Raw genomic sequence first — 16,179 nt, forward strand, 5'->3', positions numbered from 1 at the left:
TTACCTCAATACCCCGCATGCACCGAATTACTGGGAAGGATTGCCATGTCGATCGGACCTTTGGCGGTGATTGGCGGTATTGCCGCCACACCCACGAATCAGCGGAATGCCGCTAGCGAACGGACCACGGCGGATGCCGCCCGGCAGCAGGCGGAGGCGAAAAACGACCTGGCGGCCGAACTGGCCGCGGGGATTGGCCAGACCGAACAGGATGAACATGCCACCAACGAGCGCGACGCCGATGGCCGCCTAATGTGGCAACGGCGCAAAGCCCCCCCCTCTCCCGCTGAATCAGAGCCAACGGCCGCGCCAGACGAAGAACAGCATGGCTCGGCCCCTCCCCTGGGTTCGGAAGATTCCTCCAGCGGCCACAGTCTGGATTTATTAGTCTAACGAGTTTGCCATCCGCTCTGGGGGAATAACCGAGCGCTGGTACTGCCATTTGGCCAATGCGCCAAATCGTATAGAATAGGGTTAATCATTCGACAACCGTAGCTAGCAAATTTTTTCAATGCGATTTACCAAACTTCAAGGCGCGGGCAACGATTACGTATATATCGAGGGCTTTACCCAGGCCCCCCCCGCCGATCCCGCGGCACTGGCCCGACGGATCGCCGATCGGCATTTTGGCGTGGGGGGGGATGGCCTGATTTTGATTCTTCCCAGCGATGTCGCCGATGCCCGCATGCAAATGTTCAACGCCGATGGCAGTGAATCCGGCATGTGCGGTAACGGCATCCGTTGTGTCGCAAAATATGTGTACGATCACGGCATCGCCCCCAAAACCAGCCTGAAAATCGAAACCGGACGCGGAATCTTGCCGATCGAACTGGAACTGCGGCAGGGTAAAGCCGCCCGCGCCACGGTCAACATGGGTGAACCGATCCTCGAGGCAAAACTTATTCCCACAACGCTTGCGGGCAAATCCGCGGATTCGCCGGTGGTGAATGCCAGCCTGACGGTGGCCGATAAGCATTTAACAGTCACCTGTGTTTCAATGGGGAACCCCCACTGTATCACTTATGTCCCGGAACTGAACGATGATTGGGTGTTGCGGATAGGTCCCTTGGTGGAGCAAAACTCGCACTTTCCCCAGCGGGTGAACGCGGAATTTGTGCAAATTTTATCACCTACCGAAGTACGGCTGCGGGTGTGGGAGCGTGGCTCTGGCGAGACGCTGGCCTGCGGCACCGGTGCGAGCGCGGTTTGTGTGGCGGGCGTGCTAACTGGTCAAACGGAACGGCGATTGGTAACACACTTGCCGGGGGGAGATTTGGAGTTGGAATGGGATGCCGCCACGAATCAGGTGTTTATGACCGGTCCGGCGGTGGAAGTCTTTTCCGGAGAATGGCCGGACGAGGTTTAATGTATTGATCACACTCCGTGTGATGAACAACGCGGAGTTTTTTGGTGTGTCGGAACTTTTGCAAGTTCCGCTACAGGTTACGAACCCTCTCACGGAGTGAGAGGAAGACATTATCGTTACATTCATTAGTTGATTTTTTGCACGGATGCGAGTTATGAAATTTACCGCCCCCCGTTGGGTGAATCGCTGTGCCGCGCTGGCGGGATCGATGCTAGTCAGCCGTTGGATGGAAACGCTTGACTACCGCGGAGCCTTTTATGATCCCACGGTCAATCCCGTCCATCCAGAATTTGCCGGAGCCAAGATATACTGTTTTTGGCACGAATACATGCTGCTCCCGCTGTATTTGCAGGGAAATCGCGACTTTACCATGCTGCTGAGCCAGCATCGCGACGCCGAAATCATGTCGCATGTCGCGCATTTTATGGGGCACGGCTGTGTCCGCGGTTCCACCTACAAAGGGGCGGCGGCGGCGCTCCGCGAACTGATGAAAGTCAGCCAACGGGGAAATCTGTCCATCACGCCCGATGGTCCCCGCGGACCCCGGCACCATCTGGCCCAAGGACCGATCTATCTGGCCAGCAAATTGGGCCTGCCGCTGGTAATGGTTGGTTTTGGCTGTGATCGCCCCTGGCGGCTGAAAAGTTGGGACAGGTTTGCCATTCCGCGGCCTTTTAGCCGGGCTAGGGTTGTTTGCGGCCCGGCAATCCACCTACCGCGGGATTTGGATCGCGCGGGGATAGAGCATTATCGACTCCAAATGCAAACACTCTTGCAAAGATTAAGCGACGAGGCTAACGCCTGGGCGGAAAGCGGCACGCCCAAACGAGGAGAGATTCGCCTGATTCGGGAACCGTTGCGGCGGCCGTTTCCGTCTGTGACGGCGGTCGCGGGGGTAAAAACCAAAGAATCGACGGGGGCTCTCGCTACGTCCGGAATGTCGCCCGATGCCACCCCTTCCCGCATGGCGGCGGATGTAATGTCGGGCGTTTCCCCACCCCACTTTGCCACCACTGGCGGGACCGCTTACAGTCATCCGCCGGAGGAGCGCAAAGCGGCATAAAGTTGACTTTCCAGGAAAGCTACTCTTCCCAATTTTCGTCTTCCGGATTAAGGGGGGGTAAATCGCTCCATTCGTCCAGCCTGGCCAGTAGTTCATCGCGATCGATCAAGTTCGCCCAGATCGATTCCCCCTGTTCCAGGCAAACCTCGTACTGGCCTTCGCGTTCGCAATCTTCGTGGCCGCAAAAATGCGGCGTGGCCGCCACCCAAAGGACCCGGTGCAGGGGTAGGTATTTGTCGTCAACCTTGTGCATATTGCGGTATTTCATGGCTTTCCTCGGGTGATATGGGTCTGTGGAAATTTTACTCTCGCAGGGGTATAAAATCTATCGCCGTATTGCTAGCCGACATGGGGGCAAATGGTAAACAATCAAAAGTGTTATCCGCCGCGCGGGGAATAACCCATAAATTTCAGTAAAAACGACAATTTGTCAATTGGCCCGGATTACATCGCCGACAGTTCCGCCGCGCGGCGGGTGGCGGCGGAGACTGCCTCGATCAGGGCCGAGCGTAAGCCGTGGCTTTCCAGGGCCGCTAGCCCCGCGATGGTCGTCCCGCCGGGACTGGCCACGCGGTCCTTCAGCACCGCCGGATGCTCACCGGTCTGTATCTGCAGGCTCGCGCTGCCGCGGACGGTTTGCGCCGCCAGGGCCAGGGCCACATCCCGCGGCAGTCCCATGCGCACACCCCCGTCGGCCAGGGCCTCGATCATTAACATTACATACGCCGGTCCCGATCCGGACAGACCCGTCACGGCATCCAGTAAATTTTCCGGCACTTTAAATGCCTGGCCCACAGCCCCAAACAGTTTTTGCGCGAGGGCCGCATCGGCGGGCGTCGTCAGTTCGCTCACAGAGTACGCGCTCGCGCTTTCACCAACCAGGCAAGGCGTGTTGGGCATGATGCGAATCCACCGTCCACGGCTAAATTCCCGTTGTAACCGCGCGAGGGTCCACCCCGCCACGATCGAAAGCAAGAGGGGTTGTTGGCGACTGGCGGACCAATGTTCCGTCGCGACCTGCAGTTGTGCCAGGACCGGCGCGGTTGATTGGGGCTTTACCGCCAAGAGAATCACCGGCGCTTGATCGAGCAACTGCAAATTGTCATCGCAAAACTTGGCTCCCGGCAACTGTTGGCAAAATAGTTCCCGGGCGCGCGGGTTGGGATCGGCGGCCAAAAATTGCTCCGGCCTAGCCAAGCCCGCCCGCACCCAACCTTGGGCCAGGGCCAACGCCATTTGCCCCGCACCAATTAAACCCAGCGGTTCCGCTAGCATGTGCAAACTCCTCAATTTCGAAACAATGACGCCGCTATCATTAGCATAACTTGCGGAGGGAAATAGGGTAAGCACGGGGTTATGCCGATTATACCGGGTGGCGCGCGGCGGGGCTGCACGGAAGGGACTGAACCGCTAGCTAAGCGGAGCTAAAGGGAAAAATTCCCCTGGACACCCGCTGGTTTTTCTGCGAAAGTTGCCCGCCGGTCAAATTGGCAGAGGCTATTTTCAGCGTCTCTGCGAACACAAAAGCTAGTTTTGGAGGGTGTGATGCGGTTGCACAAGTGGAAACAGTTCATTCAAGGTCGGTTCATTGTCAAAACATGCTGTGCGCTGGGGGCTATGTTTTGCGGGATGTTGATGTTGACCCAGGGTGGGTGTTCATCGCTGGATTGGACCGGTAGCCCGCCACAGGGTCGCTATAAGCCGCGCGCAGAAGGGACCCCGCAGACTATGAAGGAATGGGGCGATTTGCCCCGGTCCCGGCCCTTGGGGGATTAACAAATTTCAAAAAAGGCAAAATCCCCGATCATTGGGGATAAATTCCAAAGCCGCTTCATTTGCATGGTTGTGACTTATCTAGCGCACACTTTTTAAGAGCGAGACCTTGCCACTACAGCGGGAGAGTTATTACCGATGGATGCGCCGGGCGCTTTGCGGCTGCTGCCTGGCGGTTATGCTGCCTGGCTGCGCCTGGTTTGGCAGCGCGCCCGCGAACACAACTCCCTCGTTTCGATTTCGGGACGCGGGGGCCAAGGATGATTTTCGCCCCAACTACGAGCATTGGCGGGAAGTGGAGCGCACCGCGCACCCGTTGAATTCTTCTAAATTTTCCCCACGGTAAATTACCAGGGCCAATATCATGAACCGACTTTCGGAAAAAATTGGTTGGCTACGCCGGATCGTCGCGCTAGGGCTGCTGCTAGTGGCCGCAGGCTGTTCCAACTGGCAAGCGCGTCGGGCTAGTGCCCCCGGCTGGTCACGGGGGATATTTTCGGGGAACAATCAATCGTCTGCCTCTGCCACTAAGGCCGATCCTCCGGCAGTAAAGATTACCGGCCAAGATGATATTCCAGCGGCCACCTCGGCGGGGATTGCACGGTAGCACTACGCGGCCTGGTCATATCTAAACCATAGCTTTCGCGGCCTGGCCACTACAATAGATTCTTACTTCCGCGCGCGAATGATCGGGACTAGCGTTTTTTGGCCCCTTTGGCCATGGGGGAAGGTGGTTCGTCCCCTTCCTTGATAATCGTGACCTTGTAGCTTTTTACATCGCGGTCAAAGCGATACTCGCTAATGGCGTTGGCCCCCAGCATATTGCCAAAGTCCTTGGCCTCGGCGGGCATCGCCAAGCCCTCGATATTTTCCCAAACATATTTACCCAGGCGCAGCTTGGGGATTTTAATCTGCTTGCATTCAAATTTTTTATCTCCCGCCGTCAGAGTCACGGTGGCGGCGTCGGCCTCGGGAGTGATGCCGGCCTCTGCCAAGTCTGACTGTTGAAACAGGGAAAATTCTTGGTCGGGGTTAAAATGCACTAGCAACGGCCCCTTTTCATTGACCAGGGACATCACCACCACCCGCTGCCGATCCCGGAGCAGCGTGTGCGTGTGGCCCAGCAGCTCGGTATCGTAGAGGGCCAGTTTGCGTTTATCCAGTTTGTAGCTTTTGGCGGGGCCAAGTTTTCCCCCAGCCGCCTTGAGCGCGGCCAGGACTTCCTCGTTTGACTTTAGCTCGGCGTATTTTTCGTCCAATTGGGGCAAACCCTCTTTGAGCACCGCAAAAGACGCGGTCAGTGCGTTCTTGGCGGCGCAATACGCCGTGGAAAGTTCCTTGTACGTCGGATTTTCATCCTGGCCGTCCAAGATAACTAGGAGCGGTTCCGCCTGCTTGATCAATAACACACGCTGGTTGTATTGGGCGGTCAGTTGCGCTTTTTGGTTGGGGGGCGTGGTCGGAGCTTCCAGCAGCGGCTCGATCTTTTTCAGTTCGTCCAGCGCTTGGTCAAAAACCTTGCGGGCCTCGATGCTTTGGGCCACAAATTGATTGAACTTTTTGGCGATTTCGGTGTATTTTTTTTCCAGCGCGCCAAAGTTGGCGTATTCCTTGGCGATCTCGGCCTCGGCGGGCAAGATCCACGCCGATCCTTGCTTGGACAGGCTGTATTTGGCCAAGATGTCCTGCGCATCGGCGGGCGTTACCTGGGCCGCGAGCGGATGAATAATCGCCAAGTTCGCAATTGCAATAATAAGCGGCAAACACCAGCCGCAATAGCTTTTCCGCATGATACAACCCCAATCCAAAGAGTGGCCCGGGCATGTGACAGTAATTAATTTTAGACAGATTTGTCACCGGGCCGCAATCAACTTCCCGCCGCTTAGGCGTTAAATTGCACACCCGCCGACTGCAAATCCCGCACTAAGGTCGGCGTGTCCACATATTGCACCGCGTAAAAACCGACTCCCCGCGCGCTTTGCACGTGCCCCGGCATATCATCACAATAAAATATTTCCGCTGGAGAAAATCCGGCCATTTTTGCCGCGGTGGTAAAAATTTGCGGGTCGGGCTTGATCCGGCCTACTTTGTAACTGAGAACCGTGACCTGGAACGCCTGGGGAAGGATCGCGGCGTAATGTCGCGTCGCAAACTCCCAATGGCTGGGGCAGGTATTGCTAAGCACGCCCAAGGGGTAGCGGGCGTATTGTAATTGAGAGATCACACGAAGCAGCGAGGTATTTTGGGTAAAGATGTCGCTGGCGGCATGCTCCAGGAGGGCCAGATCGGGCTGGCTGCCGGTCTGGCGGCAATATTCGGCATAAAAGCCAGCTGTGTCCAGTTCGCCAGTTTCGTATTTTTGCATGAGGTCGCCAGCAAAGACCAAATCCCACACGGACTGTTGGGAAATGCCGCTCAGTTCCGCCATCTGCCGCGCCGCGCGGACATGATCGAAATACAGCAGCACGTTTCCCATGTCAAAATAGATAAATTTGATTTGCGACATCGATGACAAAAACAGGAAAAGGAAACAAGAAAAAAATTACAGGGGAGCACGTCCGTTCTCTAACAGCAATTTATGAGCCTTGGAAAACAATTAGTCGGGAAGCGGCGTCAATTCGATATCCTTGAAAGAAGCCGCGGATGGGGGGCCGCCATGAATTTGCAGGGCGATGTGTCCCGTTTGCTCGATGCCTTGGTCCTCTTCGGTGTAATCCACGGTCGGTTGGCCGTTGATCCAAAGCTGGATGCGCGGTCCTTCGCAGCGGATGCGGTAGTCGTTCCACTCGCCCGGTTTGAGGATTTTTTCGATTTTGGCCTGGTCCGGACCGGATAGTATTTTATTGCGGCGCGATTCGTCATACAGCGCGCCAAAATAGCCGCTTCCCAGGTCGGCCTGATAACCGATCATTTCGTGATGGTTGGGAATGCGGCGGCTGCGAAGTTGAATGCCGGAATTGATCCCCTCCCCCGCGAGTTTAAATTTCAACCGCAGTTCAAAGTTTTTGTATTCTTTATCCGTGGCCAGGAAAAAATTATGCGGAATCTTTTCCGCCAAGGTGCCGCACACTATCGCGTTGTCCTCCACGCGAAACATTTTTTCATCTCCCGACCAACCGGTGAGGGTTTTGCCGTCAAACAGGGTAGTGGTCCGCGGGTCGGCGGCGGGGGAGGCCGCGGGTTTGTCCGCGGAAAATGCGCTCTGCAAAATACAGCCCAGGAGCGCCCAGGCGGCCAAACCGCGCGGGAAGCCGCGCGCTATGTGATGGTAATTGCGTAAAAAACGCTGTTGGCAAAGCATACGGCACCAAGTTGGAATATAGTTTTGGGAACTTGTGGGATTGCGGGGGGATGCGATTGATTACCCCTAGTGGCGGGTGGGGATGCTGTTTAACTTAAAGGGAGCGGGAAGTGCTGGCAAGCTGCCCGTTCCGAGAAACTTTTACCGGAGTTTCACCGCGATGACGGCTGTCACACCCACCCCGCGCCAACCCGCGCCTGTTTCCCGATTATCCAGAATCGGCCGCGCTCTGACCCTGCGCTGCCCCGCCTGCGGCCAAGCGATACTGGTCAAAAATTGGTTGGGCATGGTCGCGCATTGCCCCCACTGCGGCCTAAAAACAGAGCGCGAACCAGGTTATTACCTGGGTTCGATTTATATCAATTACGGTCTGACCGCGCTGACGGTCACAATCGCCTATTTTGTGCTGCTGTTTGGATTTGAAGTCCCTTCCAAGTGGCTCACCTGGGGGAGTCTGGCATTTGTGGTAATTTTCCCGCTGTTGTTTTTTCCCTTTGCCCGGATGCTCTGGCTGGCGTTTGACCTGGCCTGGGACCCGCCGGAAGAATCGTAAGTGAGTTCGCCAGAATTCCGCTTGCCGCGTCATCCAGGGATAATGCCTCAGCCCGCAGCGTGAGCAAGGGAAGAAACTCAGCCCGCAGCCTCAGCAAGGGACTCTTATCAGTTCGTAGCGGAATTCGCCAGAATTCCGGTTTTCGTTCTGCTCGTTCTCATTCAGCCCGCAGCGTGAGCAAGGGCAGAAAATGCAATAGCACGCAGATGTCACAGATTTCACCGATAAACACTGATCAATTAGGTAGCGGAATTCGCCAGAATTCCGTCGTGTTCTGAGACTATTCGATCCAAGTGTGAGCGTATTGCGAGTTTAGCAACTTATACCAATCGCCCGCCTATTTTCACGGGGTTGCTCGCTGCGCTAACCCGTGGGCTTTGTTACACTGTATTACCAATAAACAGGGCGCGTTGCGGTAGAGGAGTACCACTCCCCGAAGAGATCATGGGCGAGGATTTGTCTATTTGTCCTCGACGATGGCATTCTCATGCAAATTCATCGTAGAATTTGCCTTTTCAGCCTGGACCATGCGGTAGATCGCGACACCCCAACCGGTCAAAATGAGCGCCGGCATCGAGAGCATAAACATGACGCTATAGCCAAATCCCCGAGCGTAGTTGTTTTCTTGCGGGTCTTGGGATTGCAGGCCATCCTTGCAATTGGGGCACGCCAGCGCGGCGGTTGCCAGGCCTAATGCCAGGAATGCCGTCAACAGCAGTCGTAGGGCACCACGGTAGATTTGGCGATGGAACATGGGAACATCCCCGTAGAGTTGATTCAGTATAAAAATTTACCGGAGTCGTCACGCACCAATAATCTTCGTCCTAGGGCTTGCGTATACATTATTCTAGCTTTCCCCTACCCCGCCGAAAAGCTCGGAAACAAGACATAATTCAATAAATACACCACCACTCCGGTGATCGACACATATAACCAGATTGGAAATGTCAATTTGGCCCAAAATCGGTGCCGAACGCGGGCGTTGACCAAGCCCAGCCAAATGGTCCAAATTGCCAAAAAAGGGACCGCCGCCGCCAAAATGACGTGCGAAATCAAGATGGCATAATACAGCAAACGGACGCTTCCCGTCCCTCCAAAGGGTACGCTGCCATGCAACGTGTGATGCCACAAATAAAAGCCCAAAAATATCGTGGAGACGCCAAATGCCGCCAACATGACACTCTTATGGGCGGCCTCTTTTCGCTGGCGGATAAGGATATAGCCGCAGATCAACAGGATCGTGGCCAACCCGTTCAGCGCGGCATTGGTCAGAGCCAGGGGATAGGTAATTGCCCAAAGGAGCGGCATGCGGGTATCTCGCGGAGACTGTGCGTAAGTTGGTGGACTAAGGAGACGAAGACGCGGCGGTTCGTGGTGGAGTGGATTGAGCGGGACTGGCCGGCGACCGCGACTGATCGGCATTCACTTCGGCGGCTAATTTGGGCAATTCCGCCATCATGCGGTCAACTTCCTCAGCATTTAATAGATTGACATATTTTCGCACGCGGCCATCGCGCCCCACAACCACCGCGGTTTCGTTATGATTGCCATTTTCATAGATCAGGTGCAATGGCTGGGCCACTTGTCGCAAGATATAAGCAAAGTCCCCGGTCAAAAATTTCCATCGCCGAGTGTCGGCGTTAAAGCGCGTGGCATACTCGCGCAGCACGTCAGGTGTGTCCAGAATAGGGCTGCAACTCACGCTAAGAAACGTAATGTCGTGCAGTTCAGGCCGCAAATGCAGTTTGGCCAGAGTCTGGTTGATTGTTAAACAATGGGAGGGGCAAGTTGAAAAAAATGTGCTTAACACCCAAACCTTGTCCCGTAGTTCGCTCGAGGCAAACAAATTTCCAGCCTGATCGGTCAGCACGAACTCCCCGGGACGCAGATCGCGCTTTTTGGCTTCTTCCCAATAGTCAAAAGCCTCTTGCCGGGGACCGGACCGGGCGACATCGCGAATTTTTGTGAGCTTAAAAATACCATAGGCAAAGACCGCCGCGACCAACAGCATCGCCCAGATGAATGATAGTCTGACTTTCATAATAGATCTCCCGCGGTCCGGCGACCGGCGCTCCACCAGGCCAACGCCAACGTACCAGCCAAAAACCCCCCCGTGACCGCCACGGACATTCCCCAACTGGGCAATTCGGCGGGCAACGCCGCCGCTTGGGTGGCGGAATCAGCCGTCAGGTACAGCACCCGCCGCAGCAGAGCCACGCCATAGGTCAGGGGGTTGAATGCCGCCACCCAGCCTATCCAGTTGTTTGCCGGTGGAAAAAACGCCCCGCTTAATAGCCACATTGGCAACAAGACTAAACTCATGACCGCGTGATAACCCTGGGTGGAATCAATTTGCCACGCCAAGGAGAATCCTAAGGCGGTCAACGCTAAACCAAGTATGGCCAGGACCGCAAAGATCGCCGTCATTGTTAATAGATCTAACCGAGGGACGCCGGGCCAGTTTAACCATGCCGCCACCGCTGCCAACAGCACAAATAATCCCGCCTGAGCCACGGCTATGGCCGTTCCCCCTAGCAGCTTGCCCAGGACCATCGCCCAGCGGGGGGCGGGACTGACCAGAACCCCCTGTAAAAAACCTTCGCGTCGGTCCTCTATAATGGAAATCGTGGCAAATATCGCGGTAAATAATAATATAAGGGCCAATGTGCCGGGAAAGTAATATTCGGCATAACTCAGCGCGGGAATCGCGTTTGTCGGGGGATTCAAGGTTGAAATTTCCCCCTGTGTGGTAGCCAGTCGAAATGACGGCCCCAGTCCCGCCCCAAATAAAATCCAAAACAAGATCGGTTGGCCAATCGCCCCTACCACCCGGTTGGGCTGGCGAATAAACCGGGCCCACTCGCGCCAAGCCAGGGACTGGACGGCGGACCAAGCCATTCCCCGGGAGGACAGTGCCGTGGCGTCCCGGGGAAGGGTCTGGGTCACGGTGATGGTGGAGGAAACGCCCATAGCGGAAGAGACGAATCAAAAACGCGTAAATGTTGGTGGATTAAGCCGCCGCGGCGTCAAACCGGCAGCCCGTGCGGGCGATAAAAACATCTTCCAGGCTGGGACGGCCCAGCGTGAGGGAGTCAATCCGCCCCGGCACGGCGGCATAAATCCGCGCGATCCATTCGGTGGCGGCGGGTAATTCATACCGAACCGAGTCGGCAAAAATTCTACCGGTAATGCCCAACTTTTCCTGGAGTGTCCGGGCTAATTCCGCGGGTGCGCTGGTTTGCACGGTCAGGCTTTCGCCGGCGATCGTTCCCCGCAAGGTGGCGGGAGAGTCGCAGGCCACCAGGCGGCCCTGATGTAAAATGGCGATGCGGTCGGCCTTGTCGGCTTCTTCCAAGAGGTGCGTCGTCAATAAAATCGTGATTTGGTCTGTTTGGCGTAATTCCTGAAATAACGACCACAGTTCGCTGCGCACCAGCGGATCAAGGCCAGTGCTTGGTTCATCCAGCAGCAAAATCCGCGGTTGATGCAGTAGTGCCTTGGCAATTTCGACTCGGCGCTTTAACCCGCCGGAAAGCTTTTCCACGGTTTCATGGGCACGGTCGGCAAGTCCCAGCCGAGATAACAGGATTTCGCCGCGTTGGGTGATAGCCCCGGTCGATAATCCGTACAACCGCCCCTGACACCACAGGTTTTCCCGCACAGTCAGTTTTTTATCCAAGCTGGGGGCCTGAAACACCACGCCCATCTGCTGGCGGACAGTGGCTGGAGCGCCTAGCAGGTCAAATCCGGCGATTTCCACTGTTCCCTCCTGGGGTCGCAACAGTGTGGATAAGACGCGAAAAAGCGTGGTTTTTCCGCCGCCATTGGGGCCGAGGATGGCAAACAATTCACCGCTATGAACCGAAAGCGTCAAATGATCCAGGGCCAACCGATCACCGTAACGATGGGTTAACTCTCGCACGGATATGATGGGGGGGACGGACATGGCGACACATGATTTCCAGCGAAAGCGCCGCGCTACTCCAGGCTTTTGGGCACGACGGGTTCGGGACTGGGGGGAACTTGGCTTTGAATGCTATTTGCGGGTCCCTGTTCGGTTTTACCAGGTTCAACAACTGGCGTTTTGCCATGGTCATGCCCGCCGGAATCTGAATGACCATGTCCCGCCCCGGGGACCTGCCCCTCTAGTTCCTCCACATCTAATTTTGTGGCGGAGTTATTCCAGCGCTCGTCGGAGGCGTGCCGCATCCGAAAGCCAATATCGGGGATTAGCATTAAAATTAAAAAAATCGCCATCATACCGGCGGGAATGGTTAGCACGTATTTCCAGTTTTGCTCGTATTTGACGTGCATAAAAAACAGGATCACCAGCATGGCCTTGGTGCAGGAAACGGCCATCATAAACGCCCAGCCCACCTGCGGTGTGTCCCGCCAGGGCCAATAGTTGGAATAGGTAAAGAACGAGGCCGTGGTCAACACGCATAGGGCGATAAACACATTGATGTATTGCGCCAGGCCGCCATGGCTATGATCGTCATGCTGATGATCATGAGCGTCATGACCTGTGGGTGTATGTCCGTGGCTAGAAAGTGTCTCGCCCGACGGGCCGACAACCTTGACCACTGGACCGTGATTGGGATTTGCCATGTTGATACTCCGCAATATTACTTTCGGTATGTGATGTTCGTGGGAAATGGTTTGGGAGGCGACATCCGGGATGGCGGATTACAATCGGCGTTCCACTAAAACAAATACAACAGCGGAAACAAAAAGATCCACACCAAATCAACAAAGTGCCAGTACAAACCAGTGTTTTCCACCAGATGGGCATTTGAACGGTCCAGTCGCACCGTCAGCATGTAGGCAAACACGATCAACCCCACGATCACGTGAATGGCGTGAAACCCAGTGAGCAAAAAGTAGGTGCTGGCCCACATGTTGCCGCCGGGAATCAGGATCGGCAATTTAAGCCAGGAAAAATGATCGTTAAGCCCCACATGGTGCCCATGATCGCTGTCCGTGGCCTGGGGATCGTGCAGAGTCATGATCAGGCGGGCAGCACGGGCGACCTCGATGGGGTTTTGGGCCTGGGGGTCGTCCCCCTTGGACGCGGTGACAATTTTTGTGACTTCTTCCAGGTCGGCATATTTTTTTAGATCAGCCTCGGTCCAGGCGGTTTTGCTTTGCTCGGCCAGTTGATTGTAGATTTGGGCCAAAAGTGCCCAGTCGGCATCGACCAGACCATCCCAGCCCGCGGCCAGCTTGGTCTTAAAGTCGGTCCATTTGGTTTTATCGGCTTCGTTTTTGGCGGCTTCAAATTCGGCGATGCGGGTGTCCAGCACGCGGTTAAAAGTTGGCTTGAGCAGTTCCAGTTGGCCCAGTTGTTGATCCGTGGGACGGCCCGGGGCCAAGGTCCCGACCCGCGCGGCGATCGCCGCGACGCGCAGCGAATTGAGTTTATCTAAAAACGCCTCATCCTTGACATCGGAACTAGTTATCTCGTTGACTCCCTCCAGACGCAGGCGAATCGCTTGTGCGTATTCGTAATCTGGCTTGCCATAAATCCGGCTATGCGGTGTGGCGGGATAAATACCGTGCGCGAACTTTTCCTTGTATTCCCAGGCCTTGATTCCCAAAAATACTCCGCCCAGTAACAACGTCAGCGCGGTCCACATTTTGGCTTGGTCGGCTTTGTTGGCCTTGGCGGCCTCTAGCCCCAGGACGATGGTCACGCTGGAGCAGATCAGCACAAAGGTGTTAAACGCGCCGATCGGTTCGCTAAGATGCACATCGTGCGGATAGGGCCAGACGGGAGCGCCAAAGCGGATCACGATGTACACGCCGATGAGCGCGGCAAAAAACATGATCTCGGTCGAGAGAAACAGCCAGACGATAAGCTTGCTGCGGGTCAGCGGCAACGCCGGCTGATACTGCAATTGCAAATGCCCCGCATGTCCATGCGAATCATGATCAAGGGCGTGGGAAGCGCTGCTAGCGTGTGATGCGGCCATAATACAAGTGCGAAAATGAAAAAACTGCGCGCCGGGAATAAGGGTGACAAAGTTTCCTGTGACAAGCTGGCAAAAAAACTAATACAAGGGAGTTGCCAACAGTAGCAACAGCCATGCGGGCAAGATCACCAGCGATCCGCGTAACAACCGTCGAGCATTGTGATCAGTAGTCTCACGAAAAAAACAATATGATAACCAAAGGTAAGCCAGCCCGATCGCCACGGCGGGAACCAGGTAAATTGCCCCCGCTGATAAAAACGGAGCACTCGCCAGCGGCACAAAAAAGACCGCTGTCTGTAAGGCCAGCACCCCGGCGCTGTGGCCGGTGGGATCGACGACGGTCAGCATTTGCATCCCTACCCGGGTATAATCCCGTCGATACAGCCAGGCAATGGCCATGAAATGGGGAAACTGCCAAATATAAAGGACCAAAAAGAGCGTCCAGAGCCGTAACTCGGCGGTAAATAACGTTCCCGTGTGGCCCACGGCGGCCCAGCCGATCAACACTGGCAAGGCCCCCGCCACCGCGCCAATCGCGGTATTGCTGGTGGAGTGGCGTTTGAGCGGGGTGTAAAGCGCCACATACGACAGCCAGGTCAAAAAACCCAATGCCGCCGCCAACAGCGTTGTTCCCGCGGCCAATATGGCCAGTCCCGCCAATAAAGTTACCCAGCCAAACAGCAGTGCCGCGGCGGGGCTGATGATTCCCGCGGGGAGGGGGCGTCGCGAGGTGCGCGGCATGCGCGCGTCCAGATCGCGCTCGAGCCACATGTTAAAGCTACTAGCGCTGGCCGCCACCAACCCCGTACCAATGATGCAGGCCCACCAGAGCGACCAGGAAAATTGCCCCCAACTGGCCAGATAAACCGCCGCGGCGGTGACGACTAATTCCAGGATCGCGATCCGGGGCTTGGTCAATTCAACATAAGCGGCCGCCACCGCGGGCCAGGAATGCCCCACGGCGATCCCGGGAAGGGGTGGATGGGCGGGAAGTGCCGATGATGCATAAATGCCGCCCGGCAAGGGAGCATGACCGTAGGCGCCAGCCAGGGCCTCCGCCGCCGGTTGGTCCGCCTGTTCAATTGTTGGCATGCAGCCCACACTCATGCGGCACCTGTCAGCAAAGGGGTGGCGGTGTGCGTGCTAGTCGGGGACACACCCGTGGTCAGGGAAAATTCAGGATGAGTTGAGGCATGATCAGCGGAGGGAGAATGATTTATGTCCGTCGCCGCGGTCTGGTTAAGTGCGGAGTGCCCCGACTGTTGTGCCCGCGTGACAAGCCGTCCAGACTTTGCCACCAAAATTCCCGAGAGGGCCAGCAGCAAGGAACCCCCGGCCACATGTCCGGTGGTCACGATAACTTGCCGCCAATCCCGCGCCTGCAATGTGACCGGCAGCCAACTGGTTGGAAAATAACCCAGTAACGCCTCTACCCCCCAGGGCCAACCATAATTCCATAGCCACGTCAGCACACCCAGGGAAATTTGCAGCACGACCAAACCGCTGATAAACCAGCCCAGTCGCGGCAGGCCGCTGGATCGGGGAAAGCGTAAAATCGCCTGATAGGCGACCGCCAGAGTCGCGATCAGCACGACAGCCGCCCCCAGCACGTGAAAGACCGCGATAATTCTTAATTGTTGCGGATGCAGCCAATTCAGTTCCGCTCCATGCCGTAAGAGCGCCCCCAGGACCAGTTGCCCGTACGTGGCTAGTGTCGCCATCATCGCGGATAGCCACAATTTGGCATAGGATCGGGGTTGCGCCAGCGGCAGATTGGCAATGTTCGCGGCGCCGCTTTGCCCCCAGGCCATCCGTTCCCACAACAGCGCGGTCAGCATAAAGACCAATGGCCCCGTGCAGCCATGCAGCATGGCCACCAACCGCGCGTCCAAGAGCACGCGCAAGCCCCCCAGTACACCCTGGGCGATGACCGCGGCCAAAATCCCCCCAGACAACCACAGGGTGTTGAGGTCCGCGCGGGCGCGGTAATTGGCAATCAGTGTCATGATGGCCAGGCAGCCGACCAACGTCCCCAAAATGCGGTGCTTATGCTCGATGAAAAAATCCCAACTGCTAAACCAAATTTCAAAGGGCAAAAAGAGCAAAAAATACCCGCCGCTATTCGGCCAATCGGCGTAGGCCATCCCGGCG

20 protein-coding genes are annotated in these 16,179 nt (G+C 56.2%); 6 read left to right on the forward strand and 14 right to left on the reverse strand.

The features are described from left to right. Nucleotides 1–45: 45 nt before the first annotated feature. The 3 genes from SFX18_17280 (at nt 46) to SFX18_17290 (ending at nt 2,429) form a co-directional block, all read left to right on the forward strand. Nucleotides 46–393 carry a hypothetical protein gene (locus SFX18_17280; GenBank protein MDX1964906.1) on the forward strand — a complete coding sequence of 116 codons (348 nt, stop codon included), beginning with the start codon at nt 46–48 and terminating at the stop codon, nt 391–393. 118 nt (nt 394–511) lie between these two features. Next, nucleotides 512–1,366: a diaminopimelate epimerase gene (dapF, locus tag SFX18_17285; protein MDX1964907.1), complete on the forward strand. Its 855-nt coding sequence runs from the start codon at nt 512–514 to the stop codon at nt 1,364–1,366. A 154-nt stretch (nt 1,367–1,520) separates the two neighbouring features. Continuing rightward, on the forward strand, nt 1,521–2,429 hold the full coding sequence (locus SFX18_17290) for a lysophospholipid acyltransferase family protein (GenBank protein ID MDX1964908.1): 909 nt from the start codon (nt 1,521–1,523) through the stop codon (nt 2,427–2,429). 19 nt (nt 2,430–2,448) lie between these two features. On the opposite strand, the gene SFX18_17295 is transcribed toward SFX18_17290, so the two are convergent. Then, nucleotides 2,449–2,697, reverse strand: coding sequence for a hypothetical protein (locus tag SFX18_17295; protein ID MDX1964909.1), 249 nt, complete (start codon nt 2,695–2,697; stop codon nt 2,449–2,451). A 176-nt stretch (nt 2,698–2,873) separates the two neighbouring features. Continuing rightward, nucleotides 2,874–3,704: a pyrroline-5-carboxylate reductase gene (gene proC / locus SFX18_17300; GenBank protein MDX1964910.1), complete on the reverse strand. Its 831-nt coding sequence runs from the start codon at nt 3,702–3,704 to the stop codon at nt 2,874–2,876. A gap of 607 nt (nt 3,705–4,311) precedes the next feature. Between proC and SFX18_17305 the strand changes: the two genes are divergently transcribed. Together SFX18_17305 and SFX18_17310 are read left to right on the forward strand one after the other, a co-directional pair. Then, a complete protein-coding gene (locus SFX18_17305; protein ID MDX1964911.1) occupies nt 4,312–4,548 on the forward strand; it encodes a hypothetical protein in 237 nt (78 codons plus the stop codon). A gap of 18 nt (nt 4,549–4,566) precedes the next feature. Further along, nucleotides 4,567–4,809 carry a hypothetical protein gene (locus tag SFX18_17310; GenBank protein ID MDX1964912.1) on the forward strand — a complete coding sequence of 81 codons (243 nt, stop codon included), beginning with the start codon at nt 4,567–4,569 and terminating at the stop codon, nt 4,807–4,809. A gap of 88 nt (nt 4,810–4,897) precedes the next feature. Here SFX18_17310 and SFX18_17315 read toward each other — a convergent pair whose 3' ends face one another. The 3 genes from SFX18_17315 to SFX18_17325 form a co-directional block, all read right to left on the reverse strand. Further along, nucleotides 4,898–5,992 carry a hypothetical protein gene (locus SFX18_17315; protein ID MDX1964913.1) on the reverse strand — a complete coding sequence of 365 codons (1,095 nt, stop codon included), beginning with the start codon at nt 5,990–5,992 and terminating at the stop codon, nt 4,898–4,900. Nucleotides 5,993–6,084: 92 nt separating this feature from the next. After that, a complete protein-coding gene (locus tag SFX18_17320) occupies nt 6,085–6,708 on the reverse strand; it encodes an HAD family phosphatase (protein ID MDX1964914.1) in 624 nt (207 codons plus the stop codon). 90 nt (nt 6,709–6,798) lie between these two features. Next, nucleotides 6,799–7,503: a DUF1080 domain-containing protein gene (locus tag SFX18_17325; protein ID MDX1964915.1), complete on the reverse strand. Its 705-nt coding sequence runs from the start codon at nt 7,501–7,503 to the stop codon at nt 6,799–6,801. 160 nt (nt 7,504–7,663) lie between these two features. Here SFX18_17325 and SFX18_17330 point away from each other — a divergent pair, with 160 nt between their 5' ends. Beyond that, nucleotides 7,664–8,056, forward strand: coding sequence for a DUF983 domain-containing protein (locus SFX18_17330; protein ID MDX1964916.1), 393 nt, complete (start codon nt 7,664–7,666; stop codon nt 8,054–8,056). A gap of 460 nt (nt 8,057–8,516) precedes the next feature. On the opposite strand, the gene SFX18_17335 is transcribed toward SFX18_17330, so the two are convergent. From SFX18_17335 to SFX18_17375, 9 genes are all read right to left on the reverse strand, one after another. After that, on the reverse strand, nt 8,517–8,810 hold the full coding sequence (locus tag SFX18_17335) for a hypothetical protein (GenBank protein ID MDX1964917.1): 294 nt from the start codon (nt 8,808–8,810) through the stop codon (nt 8,517–8,519). A 104-nt stretch (nt 8,811–8,914) separates the two neighbouring features. Beyond that, the gene (locus tag SFX18_17340) at nt 8,915–9,364 is read right to left on the reverse strand and encodes a DUF420 domain-containing protein (protein MDX1964918.1); all 450 of its coding nucleotides are present in this window, start codon (nt 9,362–9,364) and stop codon (nt 8,915–8,917) included. Between the two features lie 37 nt (nt 9,365–9,401). Further along, on the reverse strand, nt 9,402–10,097 hold the full coding sequence (locus tag SFX18_17345) for an SCO family protein (protein ID MDX1964919.1): 696 nt from the start codon (nt 10,095–10,097) through the stop codon (nt 9,402–9,404). Next, on the reverse strand, nt 10,094–11,026 hold the full coding sequence (locus SFX18_17350) for an ABC transporter permease (protein ID MDX1964920.1): 933 nt from the start codon (nt 11,024–11,026) through the stop codon (nt 10,094–10,096). Before SFX18_17350 ends, SFX18_17345 begins: the two co-directional genes overlap by 4 nt. Before the next feature lie 40 nt (nt 11,027–11,066). After that, nucleotides 11,067–12,002 carry an ABC transporter ATP-binding protein gene (locus SFX18_17355; GenBank protein ID MDX1964921.1) on the reverse strand — a complete coding sequence of 312 codons (936 nt, stop codon included), beginning with the start codon at nt 12,000–12,002 and terminating at the stop codon, nt 11,067–11,069. Between the two features lie 32 nt (nt 12,003–12,034). Next, nucleotides 12,035–12,664 carry a cytochrome C oxidase subunit IV family protein gene (locus SFX18_17360; GenBank protein ID MDX1964922.1) on the reverse strand — a complete coding sequence of 210 codons (630 nt, stop codon included), beginning with the start codon at nt 12,662–12,664 and terminating at the stop codon, nt 12,035–12,037. Nucleotides 12,665–12,759: 95 nt separating this feature from the next. Continuing rightward, entirely contained in the window at nt 12,760–14,028 is a 1,269-nt protein-coding gene (locus SFX18_17365; protein MDX1964923.1) for a cytochrome c oxidase subunit 3, read from the reverse strand. A gap of 78 nt (nt 14,029–14,106) precedes the next feature. After that, nucleotides 14,107–15,120: a heme o synthase gene (gene cyoE / locus SFX18_17370; GenBank protein ID MDX1964924.1), complete on the reverse strand. Its 1,014-nt coding sequence runs from the start codon at nt 15,118–15,120 to the stop codon at nt 14,107–14,109. 11 nt (nt 15,121–15,131) lie between these two features. Then, the coding region (locus SFX18_17375) for a COX15/CtaA family protein (protein MDX1964925.1) at nt 15,132–16,179 on the reverse strand (1,048 nt) is incomplete at its 5' end.

The organism is Pirellulales bacterium (assembly GCA_033762255.1).
Classification (GTDB): Bacteria; Planctomycetota; Planctomycetia; order Pirellulales; family JALHPA01; genus JANRLT01.

What these genes read in the sequence shown, in the direction of transcription:
- SFX18_17330 (MDX1964916.1), top strand. Translation starts at nt 7,664, where the DNA reads ATGACGGCTGTCACACCCACCCCGCGCCAACCCGCGCCTGTTTCCCGA.
- SFX18_17345 (MDX1964919.1), bottom strand. Translation starts at nt 10,097, where the DNA reads ATGAAAGTCAGACTATCATTCATCTGGGCGATGCTGTTGGTCGCGGCG.
- SFX18_17355 (MDX1964921.1), bottom strand. Translation starts at nt 12,002, where the DNA reads ATGTCCGTCCCCCCCATCATATCCGTGCGAGAGTTAACCCATCGTTAC.
- SFX18_17280 (MDX1964906.1), top strand. Translation starts at nt 46, where the DNA reads ATGTCGATCGGACCTTTGGCGGTGATTGGCGGTATTGCCGCCACACCC.
- SFX18_17320 (MDX1964914.1), bottom strand. Translation starts at nt 6,708, where the DNA reads ATGTCGCAAATCAAATTTATCTATTTTGACATGGGAAACGTGCTGCTG.
- cyoE (MDX1964924.1), bottom strand. Translation starts at nt 15,120, where the DNA reads ATGCCAACAATTGAACAGGCGGACCAACCGGCGGCGGAGGCCCTGGCT.
- SFX18_17340 (MDX1964918.1), bottom strand. Translation starts at nt 9,364, where the DNA reads ATGCCGCTCCTTTGGGCAATTACCTATCCCCTGGCTCTGACCAATGCC.
- dapF (MDX1964907.1), top strand. Translation starts at nt 512, where the DNA reads ATGCGATTTACCAAACTTCAAGGCGCGGGCAACGATTACGTATATATC.
- SFX18_17315 (MDX1964913.1), bottom strand. Translation starts at nt 5,992, where the DNA reads ATGCGGAAAAGCTATTGCGGCTGGTGTTTGCCGCTTATTATTGCAATT.
- SFX18_17365 (MDX1964923.1), bottom strand. Translation starts at nt 14,028, where the DNA reads ATGGCCGCATCACACGCTAGCAGCGCTTCCCACGCCCTTGATCATGAT.
- SFX18_17360 (MDX1964922.1), bottom strand. Translation starts at nt 12,664, where the DNA reads ATGGCAAATCCCAATCACGGTCCAGTGGTCAAGGTTGTCGGCCCGTCG.
- SFX18_17310 (MDX1964912.1), top strand. Translation starts at nt 4,567, where the DNA reads ATGAACCGACTTTCGGAAAAAATTGGTTGGCTACGCCGGATCGTCGCG.
- SFX18_17290 (MDX1964908.1), top strand. Translation starts at nt 1,521, where the DNA reads ATGAAATTTACCGCCCCCCGTTGGGTGAATCGCTGTGCCGCGCTGGCG.
- proC (MDX1964910.1), bottom strand. Translation starts at nt 3,704, where the DNA reads ATGCTAGCGGAACCGCTGGGTTTAATTGGTGCGGGGCAAATGGCGTTG.
- SFX18_17350 (MDX1964920.1), bottom strand. Translation starts at nt 11,026, where the DNA reads ATGGGCGTTTCCTCCACCATCACCGTGACCCAGACCCTTCCCCGGGAC.
- SFX18_17295 (MDX1964909.1), bottom strand. Translation starts at nt 2,697, where the DNA reads ATGAAATACCGCAATATGCACAAGGTTGACGACAAATACCTACCCCTG.
- SFX18_17325 (MDX1964915.1), bottom strand. Translation starts at nt 7,503, where the DNA reads ATGCTTTGCCAACAGCGTTTTTTACGCAATTACCATCACATAGCGCGC.
- SFX18_17335 (MDX1964917.1), bottom strand. Translation starts at nt 8,810, where the DNA reads ATGTTCCATCGCCAAATCTACCGTGGTGCCCTACGACTGCTGTTGACG.